The organism is Bacteroidales bacterium, assembly GCA_016709865.1.
Classification (GTDB): domain Bacteria; phylum Bacteroidota; class Bacteroidia; order Bacteroidales; family VadinHA17; genus LD21.
The window spans coordinates 590,504-609,246 of the sequence record JADJLX010000005.1 but is presented as its reverse complement, the minus strand read 5'-3'; the positions used below and the strand labels follow the sequence as shown (position 1 = coordinate 609,246).

Here is an 18,743-nt window from a genome sequence, read left to right as displayed (position 1 = left end):
CGACCATTCCCTACATAAACTACACATCTTACATGATCATTGTTAACAACTGTTGATATCTGCCATGATCAGTTGGAACTTCAATTGAAAAATCTCATATCTTTGTAGTGTTATGGTTTTACAATGAAATAAAATCATTGTAATGAAAAGGGAATGCGGTTTGAATCCGCAACAGTACCCGCTGCTGTGATGCCCGATCCCGCGTTTTGCGGGATGATGGCTATCTGAAATACCTGCCACTGTCCAATAACCAGGGATGGGAAGGCTTCAGAAAACCGGGATAAGTCAGAAGACCTGCCAGACAAGGCTGATATTCAATGCTTTCGGGAAGAAAAGCGCCGGATCATACATGATTCCTACCTCTGTTTTTTCCCCGGGCAATGAATAAATGTCAGATTTAAAACTGATTTTTTATAATAGTCTGTTATGCCCGTTTTAATAAATTATTAATTGTTCTGAATCTTGAAATATACTTTCATATATATTGCCCTTCTTCTTACCATTTCACTAAACGGGCAAATCGCCTTACATAAAGATACTATCAGAATAAGTGAGGTAGTCATTTCCGGTAACAGGATGTCATCGGAGATACCGGGCTACAGGAAAGAATCACTTGACTCCTCTGTAGTTACCAGCTACAGTCATAGAACAGTTGCTGAAGTCCTATCCCTAAAATCGGGGATTTTTATCAAAAGTTACGGGATGGGAGGAACTGCAACACCTGCATTCCGGGGAACAGGTGCTGGTCATACACAGATTGCCTGGAATGGAATAAATATTAATAATCCGATGCTCGGTCAATCAGATCTCTCTCTGTTTCCGGTCGGAATGACCGATAATATTCAGATATATTTTGGTGGTGCCTCTATGACACTCGGAAGTGGAGGTATAGGCGGAACAATTAATCTGGAGACCAAACCTGACTGGAAAAATGAAACTTCTGCAACGATCAGTCCCGGAATAGGGAGTTTCGGTACCTACTCCGGATTAGTTTCTCTTAAGACCGGAAATGAAAGTTTTCAAACAAATACAAGGGCTTTTTATTATTCAGCAGAAAACGATTTCCGGTACCTGAATACAGTGAACAGTTCTGATCCGGCCTGGGAAACACGGATAAACAATCAGGTGAAAAATAAAGGATTGATGCAGGAGTTGTACTACAGATGGCAGAAAAGTGTCCTCTCTGCACGGATCTGGTACCAGTCTTCTGACCGGAATCTGCCTTCATCAATGCTAATACAGCAACAGGGAACTCCTGAAAGACAATCAGATGAATCTGTAAGAGCTATGTTTAGTTATAACCTGGATAAAGCAGCATCGGCCTTTTATATAACTGGTGCATGGTTGATGAACAGACTTGATTATGTGAATTCCCTGGCATCAATAGATTCACGCAATATTTCCAATAGTCTGTCATTTAAAGCCGGTGCTGAAAAAAATATCTTAACCGCCAGCAAGTTAAAGCTTGCCATAAGCGAAGAACTGAATGAGGTCAATTCAAATAATTACGGCGGACGGATTATCCGTAATACTACAGCCCTTTCAGCATCAGTTGAATCCAATCTATCTGACAGACTGGGGACAAATATCCTGGTAAGAGAGATTCTCGATGAGGACAAATTCCTGATCCCTGATTTCTCTGCAGGATTGCAATTCAGATTACTTGATGCAGAGGAAGATATATTGAAGGCAAATATCTCAAGAAATTCCAAAATCCCGACACTGAATGATCTTTACTGGTCTCCCGGAGGTAACCCTGAATTAAAAAATGAATATGCTTACATATATGAACTTACTTATGAGTTGCGCAGAAAGATATCATCTTCAATTAATATAAAATATTCTGTTTCAGCGTTCAGGAACACAATAAAAGACATGGTTCAGTGGCGGCCGGGAGCATATTCTTACTGGACTGCTGAAAACATCCGGAACGTCAGCTCGATGGGAGTTGAAACATCATTATCAGCAAAGTACAAGCTCAATAAATTTGTCTCGGTACTTGAAGCTTCATATTCATATACAAGAGCATACGACGATGGTTCCGACTCAGAAAAGAATCAGCTTATGTATGTTCCTGAGAATATTGCAAACGCTTCCTGGCAATTTATTTATAAGACTCTTTATACCTCCTGGAAATTAAATTTCACAGGAGACAGATTTATTACCTTAGATAACACCAAATCACTTCCTGCTTACCTTCTGAATGGCATTTCATCGGGTTATAAAATTAAGATTAAAGATTCATTAATTGATCTTAACCTTAATATTGATAACCTGTTTGATGTTTACTATCAGTCAATTGCATATTTCCCTCTGCCCGGAAGAACATATTCATTAAAACTATTAATCCAATTAAATAAATAACAATTCAATGAGAAAACTCTTTATTCTGGTATCTGTTTTAATCATGGTTTTATCATGCACTAAGATTAATGATAAACCAATCGATACTTATCTTTCTGGCAGTGGTGTTTTTATTTTGAATGAAGGGAATTTCCGATCGGGAAATGGCTCTCTCTCTTACTATTCATACGATTCCGCAAAAATCTATAACGATCTGTTTCTGAACATAAATAAACGCCCTCTTGGAGACGTGCCAAATTCAATGGTAATTTTTGGCGACATGGCTTATATCGTGGTGAATAACTCAGGTAAAATAGAGGTTGTAAATAAAAATACACTTTTGGCACAGTCAACTATTGATGACCTTATTTCTCCCCGGAATATGGCAATCGCCACCAATTCAAAAGCTTATGTGACAAGTATCTATTCCGACTCAATTGCGATAATCAACCTGAATAACAATTCGATTTCAGGATATATAAATCTCAGAAGAACCTCAGAGGCAATTGTTGTGAGCGGTTCAAAAGCATACATTTCAAACTGGGTTGGCGGAAATGAAATAATGGTCGTAAATATTGCAACTGATAAAGTCACCGATTCAATTCAGGTAGGAGCAGAGCCTGAGAGTATGGTCCTTGACAAAAACGGAATGCTCTGGGTGCTTTGCAATGGCGGATGGATGAGAACAACTCCTGCCGAAATGAACGTAATTAACACTGGTACGAATAAGGTAGTTAAAGAGCTTGTTTTTCCTGACAAACAAGCTTCTCCATCCTGCCTTAATATTGACAGGAACGGAGAAAATATGTACTATCTTGATGGTGGGGTCAGACAGCTGAATATCAGCTCTTCAGCTTTGCCTTCCTCACCACTGATAGCTGAATCAGAACGTTATTTTTATAAACTTGGAATCAATCCCTCAAACAGTGATATATTCGTTACAGATGCGGCTGATTACCAGAAAAGGGGATATGTATTACAATACAGGAAAGATGGTACTTTACTTTCAACTCTTACTGCAGACATTATACCGGGATTGATGTGCTTTAAATAGCCATATACTCATTCAAATGAATTATATTTTTGTCAGTTTTTTTAAGCAGTTCAGAACTCTATCCGGATTTCTGCTTGTCCTTGTATTAATTCTCCCAGGATGCAGCAGAAAAAGTGTAAACAATACACTTAATAATACATCAACCGGAAATTATGTGACTGACAAAGCACAGCGGTTAAAGATAGAAAGACGGAAAGGTTATTCTAAAGTAACTATCATCAACCCATGGCAGGGTGCGGATAATGTTAATCTGGTTTATAATCTTGTACGAAGAGATACTGTATTTCCATCAGAACTCAATTCTTCTGATGTAATTTTTGTTCCTGTCAGAAGTATAGTCTGCATGTCAACAACTCATCTGGCAATGATATCTGCTCTGGGCGAAGATATTTCAGTCTCAGGCGTCTCAGGTCCCGGATTTGTCTTCTCGGAAAGCCTGACAAAACGAATCGACGCAGGTATGATTTCAGATGTTGGCTACGACTCAGGTCTAAATAAGGAGCTCATACTTTCAATCTCACCTGATCTTGTAATGATGTATGGTATAGGAAGCGAATCAGCAGGTTATGTCGGAAAAATTAAAGAACTTGGAATTAAGGTAATTTTTAATGCAGATTATCTCGAAACCGATCCGCTTGGGAAAGCTGAATGGATAAAACTATTCGGGGCACTATACTGTAAGGAGGAAATAGCTGATAGCATATATAGGTCGGAACTTAAATCATATGATAGCCTGAGATTGTTTATTTCCGAAAACATATCTCTGAGACCAAAAGTATTACTGGGTCTCCCGTATAAAGACACCTGGTATGTCTCTCCCGGAAATTCCTTCATAAGTAAAATTATAAGTGATGCCGGGGGTGATTATCTGTGGAAGGATACGGAATCAGACGTCTCTATGCCTTATGGTATAGAAAATGTCTACCTTGGAGCTTTAAAGGCTGATTACTGGTTAAATATAGGCAGCATAAAATCAGGCAGTGAGATAAATGCTGTTGATGAGAGACTGACCAAATTACCATGCTATCTGACTGGTAATCTTTTCAATAACAACAGGCGGATTACTTCAAAAGGAGGGAATGACTATTGGGAAAGCGGTACGGTATTTCCGCATCTTATTCTTGAAGATATTGCTGCAATAATTCATCCGGAAATCTTCAGGGAACATGAACTGTTTTTTTATCAGAAAATTTTAAATAATTAAATAATTGTCTGCTACGAAAAATATACTGTCAAATACCAAGACTGAAACAGGTATCAGATATAGGGTACTATTTCTTATTCTTGGTCTTACAGTTGTCGCGTTATTTATTCTTGATATTCTGTTTGGATCGGTAACTATCAGCGCAAAAGAAGTTCTGAAAGCATTGCTTAATGATACCGGAAGCAATTATGAAACCATAATAATGAAATTCAGACTCCCAAAGGCAATAACTGCAGTTGCTGTAGGGATAGGGTTGTCGCTGAGTGGATTACAGATGCAGACTGTTTTCAGAAATCCTATGGCCGGACCTGATGTTCTCGGAATTAGCTCCGGAGCCAGTCTTGGTGTAGCCTTTGTTATACTTGGATTCTCTTCAAACCTCTCAGCTGATAATATCAGTGGTCTGGGTAACTGGATACTTGTAGTTGCCGCGTGGATAGGAGCAGGTGCAATTATGTTGTTAATTATGGCCATCTCTTCAAGGGTCAAAGACATTATGACTATCCTGATTATAGGTATAATGCTCTCGAGCGGCATCTCGGCCGTTGTTACTATAATGCAGTATTTCAGCAATGAAACTATGCTTAAAGCTTATGTAATATGGACAATGGGAAGTCTGGGGAATCTTACATCGGGACAACTTCAGGTCCTTCTGATTTCTCTGTCGGCAGGAATATTGCTCAGCTTCCTGTCGGTTAAAATGCTTAATGCATTATTGCTTGGCGAGAATTATGCCGGAAGTATTGGTTTAAATATCAGGTTTGCCAGAATTATTGTTTTTACCTGCACAAGCATTCTTGCCGGAAGTGTTACAGCATTTTGTGGTCCTATAGGTTTTATCGGAATTGCAGTGCCTCATATTGTCAGAATTCTTTTTAAGACATCTGATCATAAGATTTTAATACCGGGGACAATCCTCGCAGGTGCTGCCTTGATGCTTCTAAGTGATATTATTTCACAGTTACCTGGTTCAGAAAGCGTCCTTCCTGTAAACTCTGTTACTTCTTTGATCGGTATCCCGGTTGTAATATGGGTAATATTCAGAAACCGTAAATACTCAGGACAATTCTGATGAAGTCTAATAGTAACATATTATCTATCAATAATCTGGAGATCGGGTATATCTCAGGAAAAAGCAAAAAAGCTCTTCTGCCTCCGTTAAATGCCGCTGCAGGTAAAGGGGAACTTATTGCTATTATTGGCAGAAATGGAATAGGCAAAAGCACTCTTCTCAGGACTTTAACCGGACTTCAGCCTGGTATTTCAGGATCAATTTTTTATTATGGAAAAGACATCAGGGACTACACCAGATTAGACCTTGCCAGGGAAGTAGGATATATCTCCACAGAGATAGTGAAAGTCTCGAATATGAGGGTGTATGATCTGGTTGCTCTCGGGAGGTTTCCTCACACTAACTGGATTGGGAAGATAGAGCCTGAAGATGATGAGATAATAAAGAGCGCACTTGAGAAAACATCCATGTCCGATTTCAGTAAAAAATACGTATCAGAATTGTCCGACGGCGAACGACAGAAGGTAATGATATCCCGAATCCTTGCCCAGGATACAGGTATTATGATTATGGATGAACCTACAGCTTTTCTGGATATAGGGAGCAAATATGAAATTTTGCACCTGTTGCATCAGCTTTCACGTCAGAATCAGAAGACAATTATATTTTCAACTCACGATCTGCAGATGGCTGTTAGTCAGGCTGATAAAATCTGGCTTGTGCTTGATAATCATCTGATTGAAGGTGCGCCTGAAGATCTTATTTTAGCCGGAGCGTTTGATCACCTGTTTGATCTGTCGCCGGTTAAATTTAACACTGAGAACGGAACATTTACTTTCAGGGGAGAGGAGCGGGGTTCATATTATATTGAGGGTGATGGTATTATCAGGCACTGGACAGAAGAAGCTGTTAAACGATCAGGATTTGGAATTTCTGATGTTAAGGCATTTCCATATATCAAAACATTTCCCGGAAACATTAATAAATGGCAGCTAATCACCGAATCAGGTTCTGCCGGTTATGATTCAATCCACAAACTGATTGTGCATCTGACAAGTCAGCAGGACGAGACTAATTGAAATACTTTTTGTAATTGTCAATGAAATTGCCAATCTCTTCAACGGAAATCTTCTTGGCTATTATCTTTTTGTTTTTATCCAGTATATATACCATCGGAGTAGACTGTACATTATAATAGAAATCAAAATGAGATGTTCTGGCCGGATCCCAGCCATTTATCCATGTCAGTTTGTTCTCCTCGATATACTTTGACCACTTTTCCTTTTCCGCCGTTGTACAAACAGCGAATACCTCGAAAGTATAATCGTGTGGTTTATCATAGAATGCCTTCAGTTTTGGCGTTGATTCCTTACAATGTCCGCAATCAGGTTCCCAGAAATATAAAATCGTGAATTCCTTTTCTACATCATAAAGTGAAACAAAAATTCCTTTGTATGAGTTCATTACAAGATCCTGAGCTTTTTTCCCAATAAGATTGGGCCTTATCAGATCGATCTGCTTTTTAAGGTCATCCTTAAACTCTTTGGATACCCAGTCAGCTTTGCCGGAAAGGTATATATCATCTGCCAGTTTTACCATTACTGCATCGTGTCCCATAATTTCACTTTCCCTGAAATGGTTAAAGAGGAAGACAGATACAAATTGAAAGATCTTGTAGTTTTTTTCACATTTCTTAATTATGATGTCAATCTCTTTATTCAGCGAATCAGGTGCCTGAATTACCACATTCTTAAAAAAAGCTTCCAGTCGTGTATACAGAATGGGGGTACGCAGAAGTCTTTCATCTGTAAGACTTACATTATCGAAAAAATGGTTCTTTGTATACAGGTAACCCTGAATCCATCGCACTGAATCAGGATTAGAGGGACCTGCTGGAATCTTTATTTCAGGAACATCAATTGGAAGAAGTGCTTTAACAAGAACCGCGAGCAGGTTTCCATTATTTGCTGCTACAACACTTCTGAGGTAACCCTTCATATTCTCTTCAGTATCTTTCTGAAGCTGTGTAAGAATTCTCAATGAATCACTATTCTGTTTGTTTGCCTGGTTTCTTTTGGCAACTGAAGAAGCATATTGTTGCATTGAGAGCCATTTTTTCTGATAGGCAACAAAGGCTGTATTCTCGTCAGATCCCGAAAACTTAAGAGTATTGAAGTAATCATCATAGGAACATTCCACCGAGAAAATCTGATCATCTGAAATAAGAATTTCAAAATACTTCCTCCCGGGAAGCACGATCATATATATACCCTGTGGAAGGGATTCGTTACCGGAAAACTTAGCTGTGCCGGTTCTGCTCAGGTCTATTGTATCTTTTATGTACTGTTTGTCACCAAAGTGATAAGCCAGATAAATTGCGGAATCCTGCAAGCCCCGTATTGTGACATCAATATCATATCCGCTCTTTATCTGTCCGTGAAGAATAATCGGAAAAACCGATAGAAGAATAATAATTGAAACCTTTTTCATTTATAATTCAGATTATTAATGACATCTGCAAAATTAGCCAATGCAATTTCTTTGCCAAAGTTTACGAAGCAAATTTCGGAAAATAAATTGTACTTTTGATTTAATAACCACCATCCGAAAAATGAAGATCTCAATACTTATCCCGGTTAATGATTATGATATAGTTGCGCTTGTACACAATATGAGAAGTGCCCTTGATAAAGTACCTGAATTTTGTGAAATAATTGTTGGCGATGATGGGTCATCTGTGGAGTACAGGGAGAAATACAGGCAGCTGGAAAGTGACAAAGTAAGGCTGATTATTTCAGAAAAGAATATTGGTAGAGCTGCCATAAGAAACAGGCTGGCCCTTGAAGCAAAAGGTGATTTCCTTCTTTTCATTGATGCTGACACCATGCTTCCGGGAACCGCAGAAGCCTATATGCTAAAATGGCTTCCGGCAGCGAGTATATCAAAGGTAATATGTGGCGGAACGTTATATCACGATAGTTCTCCGGGAGATCCTGATAAACTCTTAAGGTGGAAATTCGGCAGAGAAAGAGAGCAGAAAAAAGCAATTGAAAGAAATAAACATCCTCATGCTGCTTTCTCAACATTCAATGTTCTTATTGATAAAGCAGTATTTTCAAGGATCAGGTTCAATGAAGAACTTAAGCAATATGGACATGAGGATACATTGCTTGGATATCAGTTAAAAAAAGCAGGTATAGATATCCTTCACATCGATAACGGACTGGTACACGAGGGTTTGGAATCAAATAAGGATTTTCTTACCAAAACCAAACTTGGGATTGAGAATCTGAGTATGCTTTATGATAATGTTACCGATAAGAAAACTTTCTCCGACACTGTAAGAATTCTGCGATTCTACAACAGATTGAAATATTTAAGGGTAACTCTTATTCTTGCCGGTATATTTATAAGGTATAGGGAAAGAATGGAAATCCGGCTCGATTCAAGCAAAATCTCCCTTTTACTTTTTGATTTCTACAAGATTTGTATGTTCTGCACCTACAGGGAAATACACGGAAGAAGGAACGTGCTTCCGGTATTTCTGATTTGATTAAGATATACTTTTATTCATTGCGAATAGGCATTGTTTTGTTTATCTTATATGTGCTTCGCAAGCGGCATTTTAAATCTCAACCTGCATTATATCAACATTCCCGTCAGTTCTGACTGTTCCTTTCAGTGCAAAATTAAACCTGTCAGCCATAGTGCATAAAAAGAAATCTGTGGGGGGTGAGAAGTCAAGGTTCAGCGGATCAAAGAATCTTTTTCCTGAAGAATTTTTCAGATCAGATATTTTCGAAATTTCAAACTCTGGTCCTTTTTCAAGCTTTGCTTTTATAAGGTCCGCACATAACAGATCTTCTGCTGCAGAGATAGTAGCTCTGTAGCCCATGGCAACCAGTGTAACATATTCCGGATTTAGAAGTTTTATATAATCAGCAACCGCACCTGCATTAACCAAACCTGCCGCTAATACCAGGTCAGCATTTTTTGCATTTACCAGGCCCTGTGTTCCTGCTGTCGTTGTATGAATAACTGTTTTACCAGTAAGATCTGCTTTTAATATTTCGGTAGGACTGTTACCAAAATCAAATCCTTCTATCCTTCTTTCATTTCTCTCACCAACAAGAACAGAATTTGAGTATTTCTTTTTTAATTCAAAGGCTTCTTCCGGAGTTGCTGTAGCTATTATCCTGGCTGCACCTGAATCAAAAGCATAGCATTCAACAGAAAAGGCTCTGAATACATCAATAATGACTGTAACTCCTTTTGCTTCGCTTGCTCCCTTAACAAACTCCAGTATCTTAATCTCCATATTATTGAGTAATAGCTTAGTGAAAATAGCATTTTTTTTCAACTCTTACTATACACACAGTGAGGTATTTCGTATATTTGATGCAGAGAGTCCTTTCCGGCTCAGCAGAATTACAAATTAGCGGTTAAATAATATGGCAAATCCTGTTACATGGTTTCTTGATCTGGTTAAAAGGCTGAATTATGCGATCTGGCACACACCCCTGACAGAAATTTCCAAATGGAAAGTCTTTCTTTTCAGGCAGTTAAGGATAATAGTACTTGCTGCCAGAGGGTTTTCAAAAGATAAAGTACAATTGAGGGCGTCTGCGCTTACATTCTATTCATTATTATCTATAATTCCAGTTGCCGCCATAGCATTTGCAATTGCCAAAGGTTTTGGACTTGATAAAAATCTTGAGAAGATTATTCTTGACAATTTCGACATGTATCAGGATATGCTTATTCCTATTCTTACAAAAGCCAGAAGCGCCATTGAAGATACCCGTGGTGGATATATGGCAGGGGTTGGAGTAATAATACTATTCTGGTCTGTGATGTCTCTACTGGAACATATTGAAAGTTCATTCAATTCAATTTGGCAGATAAGGTCTTCCAGACCATGGTACAGGAAATTTACTGATTATCTCACAATTATGCTTATTGCTCCGGTCTTTATTGTACTGTCGAGCAGTATTACAATCTTTATAGGCACTGCTCTTCCTGAATACATGTCCAGGGCACCAATACTCGAATTTTTCAAGCCAATTATAAGTTTTCTTGTCAGGTTTGCTCCATTCTTTATTACATGGTTAACCCTGACCATACTATATATAATAATGCCAAATGCTAAAGTGAAATTCGTACCTGCACTGATCTCGGGTATTGTTGCAGGTACAGCTTTGCAGGTGCTTCAATGGCTTTATATAGATCTCCAGTTTGGAATTGCGAAGCTGAGTGCAATCTACGGAAGCTTTGCTGCTGTACCGCTTTTTATACTCTGGTTACAAAGTAGTTGGCTTATAGTACTGCTGGGAGCCGAACTCTCTTTTGCAAATCAGAATGTATCGCAATATGAATTCGAATCCGAATCTCTGAATATCAGTAATTTTCAGAAACGTGCTCTCGTTCTTATGATCTTGCAACTGATTATAAGGAATTTCGTTGTCGGTGAAAAGCCAATAAGTGCTGAATCTATAGCTAATACTCTGAAGATTCCTGTTAGACTGGCTCGTGATATTCTACAGGATCTCAGCCATGTTAATCTCGTATCAATAATTCATGAGAATGATAAGAAGGAAAGATTATATCAGCCAGCTCTGGATGTAAATAAGCTTACCGTCAGTTACGTTTTCTCACGTCTGGATAAAAATGGAACTGAACAGATTATGGTAACTAAGAACAAAGATTACGACAAGGTTTTATCAATGCTTGAGAAATTTGACAGGCTTGTTGCCAAATCAAATTCAAATGTTTTAATCAAAGATCTTTAAGTTTCCTGATTGCCGCTTTCTGTTGCCTCGGATTAAGCGAATCATACAATTCTACAAAGCTTATGAAATCGGTAAAAGAGTTCCATTTATGGAAGAAATAATGGGGGAGAGGCAGTCTGATATGAGTTGTATTTGACTCCTTATTCCAGTATCCATCCATATTTTCTGATGGAAAAACTCTGTCAATTTCACTCGTTACGGCATAATCCCACTTGAATCCTGGTTCTTTTTGCTCCATAATTCTGTTATAGAGCCATCTGAGCTCATCGTGCAACGACTTTAGTGTCCTGTGAGGAACTCTGTCAATATTGGTCAGGTATGTCTTTTTATCACCAAACATCCTGAAATAGAACTTCTCAATATTCTCCTCTGTTATATTATTCAGGGTACCTTCAAAAACATTAAGCGGAATACCATACTGATCATCAGCAGGCACAGGAGTTCCGTTCACAGCAATCGTTATATCAGGTTTTATCCCAGTCTTGGGAGACAGATACTCCGCGGCCCAAACACCAAGTGACCACCCTATAAGTATAATCTTATCATATGTCTTCATCTCAGGAAGGATGAGAGCTTCATCTGCAGAATAATTATAGAACAGAATGAAATCAAATTCATCATTGCAGAGAGGAATAAAAACGTTTTCGTCTGTCCCCCAGGCTCCGTAGAAAACAACCAGATGTCTGTTTTTCTCCCTTCTTCTGATATAGGTCTTCATTCTTTTCTTATCTTATCTGTTTAATTCTTAAATTCCCCTGATCCCAAATTGAATGGCCTTAATCAAAGATAGATTAAATTTAATTATCCAGCACCACAAGGTCATTTCAATACGTGCCACAACAATTTAATTTATTGTATATCAATAATTTACACAAAGGTTAACAGTTGTTAAAGATATATAGAAGGGAAATATTAGACAAAAAAAATAAGAGGAGAAAGGGTGGTTGTGAGAATCAGGAGCGGGTTTTATTAATGAGATAATTCCCGTGTCTACTGTCTGATAAAAGGATGGAACCATGGTAAGCTGGCGCTATTCCTCAGGTTCCTGATGTGAAAGTCAATGTCTGCAATACAATCCTGTTGATTTTCACTCCCTACCCTTGCTCATCTCCTCTTAATACCAATAGCATGAGCTTGGTAACAAATTTATATTAAAAAATCATTTAATCAAAATAATATTAAAAAAAATATGTAATTTTTTCATGTGTATTATTGGGAAAATATTGCTTAAATTTGATAGCAACAGGACAAAACTATACAAATTTAATGGTAGCAGAACTTGAAAAGATACTTTACGATGATGGCGGAGGATTCCGTGCCACCTATATTGCAGATCCGGGAGGCTATTGGCATTTTCATCCTGAATATGAACTGGTTCTTAATATAAAAAGTAACGGGACAAGGATAATTGGTGACAGTGTTGAGTTATTCGACCAGTATGATATGGTTTTTATTGCAGGCAATATCCCGCATTGCTGGAATTATTATCGCCAGAACAATACAATGCCTGAAAAACATGGAATAATGGTGCATTTTAAGATCTCTTCACTGGGCGATGCATTATTGTCGCAACACGAATTTCAGGGATTTAAAGGACTTTTGAATGATGCTGAAAGAGGTATTGTATTTTCAATTGAGGATGCAAAAAAAGCTGAGAAATATCTGCTTCAGATGACTAATAATAAAGGTATAGATAAGATGATCGATTTCTTTAATCTTATCCGGATACTTATCTCATCAGAGAAAAAAGGATATCTGTGCAGCGAGAATTACAAGCTTGCTTTTGATGAAAGAGGAAATAAAAGAATGACTGATGTCTATTCATTTATAAGGGAAAACTATTTCAAACCTATATCGCTCGAAAAAATTGCAAAAATTGCTAAGATGAGTCCGTTTGCTTTTAGCAGATATTTCAAGAAAAATTGCGGGGCAGGATTTGTAGAATACCTCAACCGGGTAAGGACAAACAAGGCATGCTACCTGTTGCGCGAAACAGAATATCAGGTTCATGATATAGCAATGGAATGCGGATTTGCCAGCATTTCCAACTTTAATAAACAGTTCAGGAAAACAGAGGGAATATCACCCCGCGATTACCGGGCTCAATTTAAATAATGTCAGAAATATTCCATCCCGGAATATTTAACAATTAATTATCAGACTATGGCAATGACTTTGCTTGAAAAAATACTTGCAGCACATTCTGTTCAGAGTACTGTGTCGCCGGGTCAAATTGTTGATATCATCATCGATGCAAGGGCTTCACGCGATTTTGGAGGTGCAAATGTTGTTAAAAACATAAAGGATCACGGCCTATCAATAGAAAATCCTGAAAAGACTCTTTTTACTTTTGACTGCAATCCAACCGGATCAGACCAGAAATACGCTGTGAATCAGCATATATGCAGGCTATTTGCCAGAGAGAATGGAATAAAGGTATATGATATTGATGCCGGAATAGGCACCCATTTGTTAATTGAGGAGGGATATGTATATCCCGGTGCAACAGCGGTTTCAACTGATTCTCATGCAAATATCCTTGGAGCAGTGGGTGCGTTCGGGCAGGGTATGGGCGACATGGATATCGCAGCTGCCTGGCATAATGGAAAGGTGTGGTTTAAGGTGCCGCCTTCTGTAAGGATTAACCTTGAGGGAGAAATTCCTCAAAATGTCAGCTCTAAAGATGTCGTTTTGAATCTTCTTAAGATTTTCGGAGCTAACTCACTTCTGGGATACTCTATTGAGATCGATGGTCCATCTGCAGAAAATCTCAGTCTTGATGACAGAATCACAATTTCATCAATGGCTACTGAGATGGGAGCTATAATTATACTTTTTCCTCCATCACAAGAAATAATTGAATACTGTTCCAAAAGGTCATTGGCTAAATTTATCCCTGTATTTGCAGATCCTGATGCTACATATGAAAAAACATTTAATATAAATGTATCAGACTTTGTACCAATGGTTTCGAGGCCTGGTGAACCGCACGATACAGTTGATATTAAAGAGGTTAGTGGAAAGAAAATTGATTCAGCATTTATTGGCAGTTGTACAAATGGCCGGATAAGCGACATGCGAAAGGTTTCAGTAATCCTTAAGAACAGGAAAGTTGCTCCCGGTGTTATTCTTAAAATTGTACCGGCTACTGATGAAATATGGAAACAATGCCTTAATGAAGGACTTATTGACATTTTTAAGAAAGCTGGTGCACTGATATCTAATGCGGGCTGTGCTGGCTGTGCAGCCGGACAGGTTGGTCAGAATGGTCCGGGAGAAATTACTATCAGCACAGGAAACAGAAATTTTCCGGGCAAGCAGGGAAAAGGAAGTGTCTATTTAGCATCACCTGAAATAGTTGCTGCTTCAGCAATAGCCGGTTACATCACAACACCTGATAACATTCCTGATGCGCCTGCTTTGTTTGTTAAACCCGCGAAAGCATCTGAGGTACATAAAACTGCAGTGAATGAAAACAGAACTGAGGCTAAAAATTCTGTTCTTGAAGGAAGAGTCTGGATGATTCAAAAAGATAATATCGACACAGATATGATCTTCCATAACAGGTATCTGGCTATAACCGATCTGAAGGAAATGGGTCAATATACCTTTGATAACATGAAAGGCTTTGAAGAGTTCTCAAAAAAAGCAAATTCGGGAGACATTGTAATATCAGGTAAGAACTTTGGCTGCGGCAGCTCCAGGCAACAGGCTGTTGATTGCTTTGCATCGCTTGGTATTCAGGCTATTATAGCCGAATCGTTCGGAGCTATTTATGAAAGGAATGCCATCAATGCTTCTTTCCCAATTATCTCATGTGACACCATATCTACACTGGAACTAAAAGATGGTGATTTACTAAGGATTAATCTGCTGACAGGAGAATTGCATAATTTGAATAACAATAAATCAACCAAAGCCGAACCATTCTCGTCAGTTCAGTTTGAAATTTATAATAAAGGTGGCCTGCTTGGCAAATAGATATTACAGGCCATTAAGCCGTTAAGCCTTTGTGCCATTGTGCCTTTGCGCCTTTTATTAATGTACACTTAAATGATAATAAATGAAACCCCAAACCTTCGCAGAAAAAATATTCAAAGCTCCTGCTGGATCCATTGTTTTTGCCCGACCTGATCTTATACTTACCCATGATAATTCGTCAAGTATATATAAGACCTTTCAGAAAATGGGAGGAAGCAGTATCTCTGATCCCAACCAGCTGCTTGTTGTCCTTGACCACAATGCCCCGCCTGCTGATGCAAAACTTGCTACACAGTACCAGGAAATAAGGGATATTGTGACCAAACAGGGTATTAAAAAGTTTTACGATGCCGGAAAAGGAATCTGTCATCAGATTATGTCGTATCACTCTAAGCCAGGAATGCTTATCGTAGGCAGCGACAGCCATACTTCAACAGCAGGCGCATTCAATGCATTTGCGGCAGGTATCGATCGTACTGAATCTGCCGGAATCTGGAAAAGAGGTGAAACCTGGTTCCGTGTGCCTGAATCAATAAAAATTTCATTGACAGGGAGATTAGGCAAAGATGTTTCTGCAAAAGATCTTGCCCTCTGGATAATTGGAATGATAGGATCAGATGGTGCCAATTATATGTCAATCGAATATCACGGTGACGGAGTTAAGACTCTCAACATCTCCGACCGCATGACAATTGCAAACCTTGCTTCCGAAATGGGTGCAAAAAATGCTGTATTCCCTGCTGATGAAGTGCTTGAAAGCTTTCTTAACAGGAAAGAAGCAGGTGTCTGGTCAGATAGCGGTGCAAAATATTTCAGTGAGATAGAGATTAATCTCGATGAGATTTTCCCGGTGGTAGCTGCACCACATAATGTCGATAACATAAAATCTGTTGCTCAGGTTGCAGATACAGTTGTGCATGAAGGCCTTATAGGTACCTGTACAAACGGGCGAATTGAGGATTTAAGGATTGCAGCCGGCATTTTAAAAGGCAAAAACATAAGGGATGGATTTCAACTTAATGTAATACCGGCATCGGGTAAGATTTTTCTGCAGGCAATTGAAGAGGGCCTTATATCAGCATTTGTTGAAGCCGGGGCAAATGTTCTTACTCCCTCATGCGGACCATGTCTGGGTACCGGTCAGGGAATACCGGCAAACGGACATACAGTTATTTCTACAGCCAACCGTAACTTCTCCGGCAGAATGGGTAATAAGGAGGCTCAGATATTTCTTGCTTCACCAGCAACTGTAGCACACTCATCTCTTACTGGTACAATAACTGACCCAAGGGAAAAGCCTGGAAAAGAACACTATCCTTATAAAATAACACAGAGTAAAACATTTGAGATTAAATCAGGGGAGAACAGAAAAAATGGAAGTGTCTGGAATTACTCTGATGTTGATAACCTGAATACCGATCAGATGTTTGCCGGCAAGCACACCTACAATGTGCTCAGTACTGATCCCGAGGCTATTATGCCCCTTCTCTTTGCTGATTTCGATCCGGCATTCAGCAAAAATGTTCAGAAAGGCGACATAATCATTGCAGGTGAAAATTTTGGTTGCGGCAGTTCACGGGAGCATCCGTCTGTCGGACTTGCACATGCCGGTGTTAAAGCAATTATCGTAAAATCTGTGAACAGAATATTCTTCAGGTCATCAATTAACCAGGGCCTGGTGCTTATTGTACATAAAGAAGCAGTTGAAGCCTACAGGCCAGACACCGATATCAGAATTAATTTTGAAAGCGGGGATATTAGTATTGGAACAGAAAAATTTCATTTTGAACCGCTCCCTGATAAGCTAAAACAGATAATTGAAATGAAAGGGTTGGTCAACTATATGAAATCCTTGTAATTACATGACATTTTCTATGGAAGTACCTGCTGATCCTTGGAGATTACCTTCGGTGAGCTCGTCCCGTACAACGGGGACTCGGTTCCTCGCTACGCTTCGGAATGACACAATATTTTTTATGAGTAAGGGGAAAGAAGTGGCGATTCGTTGGAATAACGTAATATTCAGTGATATAATATACGAATCGCCACTTCTTTCCCCCTTTGATTCCCAATTACCCTGTCATTCCGAGCTTCAGCGAGGAATCTCCTACAAATGAGGTAAATAGGATTTGTTTGAATGATTTATTGTACTTAAAAACTTTAATATTTACCTGTTTTAAGGAATCAGGTTGCAGAAATTGAAAAATAATGTATTTTTGCACCCGTTAAAGGGTTCCGTAGCTCAGTTGGATAGAGCAACAGCCTTCTAAGCTGTGGGTCGAGCGTTCGAGTCGCTCCGGAATCACAAGAGAGACATTAAACTGTCTCTCTTTTTTTGTTTATAATTAGGATTGGTCAGGTTAATCCGTAGCTTTATAGAATTGATTAATACCTGAATTGATGGAAACTTACAAGCTTACTGAAATATGGAATGTCTTCCAGAAATTTCTAAGTACTGATCTCAATCATATGAACAAGAAAAGCATTGGCTTTCTTTATCGTGATAACGAGATATATTTAAGGTGCACTGATGAGAATACACTAAGTATCATCCGTAATAAATATGCACTTACTCCCTGCAAGTTGCCGGATTTCTTTTTAGACAAAGAAAGAGACTGGCTTACTTCAGGAAATTCCAGACTGTTTGATCTTTTGCAATTCTAAAATCATCATCCCAGTATTGGCATTCTACTAATATCCAACCAGCGAAAGAAAGCCTTCACCAAGGAACTGTATGGCCGGCCAGATAGGCAGAAAATTAATTTTTGTTATTGCTGTTGCAATAAGAAGTCCGAATAGGAGCAGGGAACCATATTTATATAATCCATCATATAATGCCGGAAACCTTCTAAGCTGATAAAAAATGAGATGTGACCCGTCGAGTGGGGGCAATGGTATCAGATTGAAAATAAAAAGACCCCAGTTGATATATATTGCATAAATAAATACCTCCGATAAGATCTGCATTCCGGATGTTTGATATGCAGGCAAAAATGAAGAGACAATTGAAAAAATAACAGAGAGAATCATAGCCAGCACTGCATTAGATAACGGTCCGGCAAGAGCTATCTTAATTACGTCGTACTTTGGATTTCTGAGATTTCTTTCATCGAACTGAACAGGTTTGGCCCAGCCAAATCCTGCGAAGATAAGAAATACAAAACCAAGTAAATCAATATGTTTCAACGGATTAAGTGTAACTCTTCCCTGATCCTTAGAAGTTGAATCACCACACAGATGTGCAATCCAGGCATGACAGAATTCATGCACAGTTAAACCAATAACTATTCCTGGAAGAAACTTAAGTACTCTTGCAAGATCAAAACTTTCCAAACTTTCCGCTTTAAATAATTACAATGA

General features: G+C 38.7%; 15 protein-coding genes, 1 tRNA gene and 1 riboswitch. Of the genes, 12 read left to right on the top strand and 4 right to left on the bottom strand.

Annotation, left to right across the window (positions count from 1 at the left end; genetic code table 11):
- The first annotated feature begins 96 nt into the window (after positions 1-96).
- Positions 97-317: riboswitch (cobalamin riboswitch) on the top strand.
- Positions 318-462: 145 nt separating this feature from the next.
- From IPJ16_11215 to IPJ16_11195, 5 genes are read left to right on the top strand one after another with little or no spacing between them, the layout of a single operon-like run.
- Complete coding sequence (locus tag IPJ16_11215; GenBank protein ID MBK7627740.1) at positions 463-2,364, top strand: TonB-dependent receptor plug domain-containing protein; 1,902 nt, start codon at positions 463-465, stop codon at positions 2,362-2,364.
- A gap of 7 nt (positions 2,365-2,371) precedes the next feature.
- A complete protein-coding gene (locus IPJ16_11210) occupies positions 2,372-3,397 on the top strand; it encodes a hypothetical protein (protein MBK7627739.1) in 1,026 nt (341 codons plus the stop codon).
- 16 nt (positions 3,398-3,413) lie between these two features.
- Positions 3,414-4,601: an ABC transporter substrate-binding protein gene (locus IPJ16_11205; GenBank protein MBK7627738.1), complete on the top strand. Its 1,188-nt coding sequence runs from the start codon at positions 3,414-3,416 to the stop codon at positions 4,599-4,601.
- A gap of 52 nt (positions 4,602-4,653) precedes the next feature.
- Positions 4,654-5,673 carry an iron ABC transporter permease gene (locus tag IPJ16_11200; protein MBK7627737.1) on the top strand — a complete coding sequence of 340 codons (1,020 nt, stop codon included), beginning with the start codon at positions 4,654-4,656 and terminating at the stop codon, positions 5,671-5,673.
- Complete coding sequence (locus IPJ16_11195; protein MBK7627736.1) at positions 5,673-6,692, top strand: ABC transporter ATP-binding protein; 1,020 nt, start codon at positions 5,673-5,675, stop codon at positions 6,690-6,692. Before IPJ16_11200 ends, IPJ16_11195 begins: the two co-directional genes overlap by 1 nt.
- On the opposite strand, the gene IPJ16_11190 is transcribed toward IPJ16_11195, so the two are convergent.
- Positions 6,685-8,103: a TlpA family protein disulfide reductase gene (locus IPJ16_11190; GenBank protein ID MBK7627735.1), complete on the bottom strand. Its 1,419-nt coding sequence runs from the start codon at positions 8,101-8,103 to the stop codon at positions 6,685-6,687. The genes IPJ16_11195 and IPJ16_11190 overlap by 8 nt on opposite strands.
- A 121-nt stretch (positions 8,104-8,224) precedes the next feature.
- On the opposite strand from IPJ16_11190, the gene IPJ16_11185 reads away from it, so the two are divergent.
- Positions 8,225-9,166 (top strand): glycosyltransferase family 2 protein, encoded by a 942-nt coding sequence (locus IPJ16_11185; protein MBK7627734.1) that lies wholly within the window; start codon positions 8,225-8,227, stop codon positions 9,164-9,166.
- A gap of 72 nt (positions 9,167-9,238) precedes the next feature.
- Here the strand turns inward: IPJ16_11185 and IPJ16_11180 are convergent, their stop codons facing one another.
- On the bottom strand, positions 9,239-9,931 hold the full coding sequence (locus tag IPJ16_11180) for a 2-phosphosulfolactate phosphatase (protein MBK7627733.1): 693 nt from the start codon (positions 9,929-9,931) through the stop codon (positions 9,239-9,241).
- A gap of 133 nt (positions 9,932-10,064) precedes the next feature.
- On the opposite strand from IPJ16_11180, the gene IPJ16_11175 reads away from it, so the two are divergent.
- Complete coding sequence (locus tag IPJ16_11175) at positions 10,065-11,402, top strand: YihY/virulence factor BrkB family protein (protein MBK7627732.1); 1,338 nt, start codon at positions 10,065-10,067, stop codon at positions 11,400-11,402.
- Here the strand turns inward: IPJ16_11175 and IPJ16_11170 are convergent.
- Positions 11,389-12,120, bottom strand: a complete 732-nt coding sequence (locus IPJ16_11170) for a DUF452 family protein (GenBank protein MBK7627731.1) — start codon at positions 12,118-12,120, stop codon at positions 11,389-11,391. The genes IPJ16_11175 and IPJ16_11170 overlap by 14 nt on opposite strands.
- Positions 12,121-12,635: 515 nt before the next feature.
- On the opposite strand from IPJ16_11170, the gene IPJ16_11165 reads away from it, so the two are divergent.
- The 5 genes from IPJ16_11165 (at position 12,636) to IPJ16_11145 (ending at position 18,047) form a co-directional block, all read left to right on the top strand.
- Positions 12,636-13,517, top strand: coding sequence for a helix-turn-helix domain-containing protein (locus IPJ16_11165; GenBank protein ID MBK7627730.1), 882 nt, complete (start codon positions 12,636-12,638; stop codon positions 13,515-13,517).
- Positions 13,518-13,571: 54 nt separating this feature from the next.
- Complete coding sequence (locus tag IPJ16_11160; GenBank protein ID MBK7627729.1) at positions 13,572-15,383, top strand: 3-isopropylmalate dehydratase large subunit; 1,812 nt, start codon at positions 13,572-13,574, stop codon at positions 15,381-15,383.
- Positions 15,384-15,465: 82 nt separating this feature from the next.
- Positions 15,466-17,241 (top strand): 3-isopropylmalate dehydratase large subunit, encoded by a 1,776-nt coding sequence (locus IPJ16_11155; GenBank protein ID MBK7627728.1) that lies wholly within the window; start codon positions 15,466-15,468, stop codon positions 17,239-17,241.
- A 373-nt stretch (positions 17,242-17,614) separates the two neighbouring features.
- Positions 17,615-17,688, top strand: a tRNA-Arg gene (locus IPJ16_11150).
- Positions 17,689-17,783: 95 nt separating this feature from the next.
- A complete protein-coding gene (locus IPJ16_11145; GenBank protein MBK7627727.1) occupies positions 17,784-18,047 on the top strand; it encodes a hypothetical protein in 264 nt (87 codons plus the stop codon).
- Positions 18,048-18,074: 27 nt separating this feature from the next.
- On the opposite strand, the gene IPJ16_11140 is transcribed toward IPJ16_11145, so the two are convergent.
- The gene (locus tag IPJ16_11140) at positions 18,075-18,716 is read right to left on the bottom strand and encodes a site-2 protease family protein (GenBank protein MBK7627726.1); all 642 of its coding nucleotides are present in this window, start codon (positions 18,714-18,716) and stop codon (positions 18,075-18,077) included.
- Positions 18,717-18,743: the final 27 nt, after the last annotated feature.

Coding starts and splice junctions, on each gene's coding strand:
- IPJ16_11210 (MBK7627739.1), top strand. CDS start 2,372: ATGAGAAAACTCTTTATTCTGGTATCTGTTTTAATCATGGTTTTATCA.
- IPJ16_11205 (MBK7627738.1), top strand. CDS start 3,414: ATGAATTATATTTTTGTCAGTTTTTTTAAGCAGTTCAGAACTCTATCC.
- IPJ16_11195 (MBK7627736.1), top strand. CDS start 5,673: ATGAAGTCTAATAGTAACATATTATCTATCAATAATCTGGAGATCGGG.
- IPJ16_11190 (MBK7627735.1), bottom strand. CDS start 8,103: ATGAAAAAGGTTTCAATTATTATTCTTCTATCGGTTTTTCCGATTATT.
- IPJ16_11185 (MBK7627734.1), top strand. CDS start 8,225: ATGAAGATCTCAATACTTATCCCGGTTAATGATTATGATATAGTTGCG.
- IPJ16_11180 (MBK7627733.1), bottom strand. CDS start 9,931: ATGGAGATTAAGATACTGGAGTTTGTTAAGGGAGCAAGCGAAGCAAAA.
- IPJ16_11175 (MBK7627732.1), top strand. CDS start 10,065: ATGGCAAATCCTGTTACATGGTTTCTTGATCTGGTTAAAAGGCTGAAT.
- IPJ16_11170 (MBK7627731.1), bottom strand. CDS start 12,120: ATGAAGACCTATATCAGAAGAAGGGAGAAAAACAGACATCTGGTTGTT.
- IPJ16_11160 (MBK7627729.1), top strand. CDS start 13,572: ATGACTTTGCTTGAAAAAATACTTGCAGCACATTCTGTTCAGAGTACT.
- IPJ16_11155 (MBK7627728.1), top strand. CDS start 15,466: ATGAAACCCCAAACCTTCGCAGAAAAAATATTCAAAGCTCCTGCTGGA.
- IPJ16_11145 (MBK7627727.1), top strand. CDS start 17,784: ATGGAAACTTACAAGCTTACTGAAATATGGAATGTCTTCCAGAAATTT.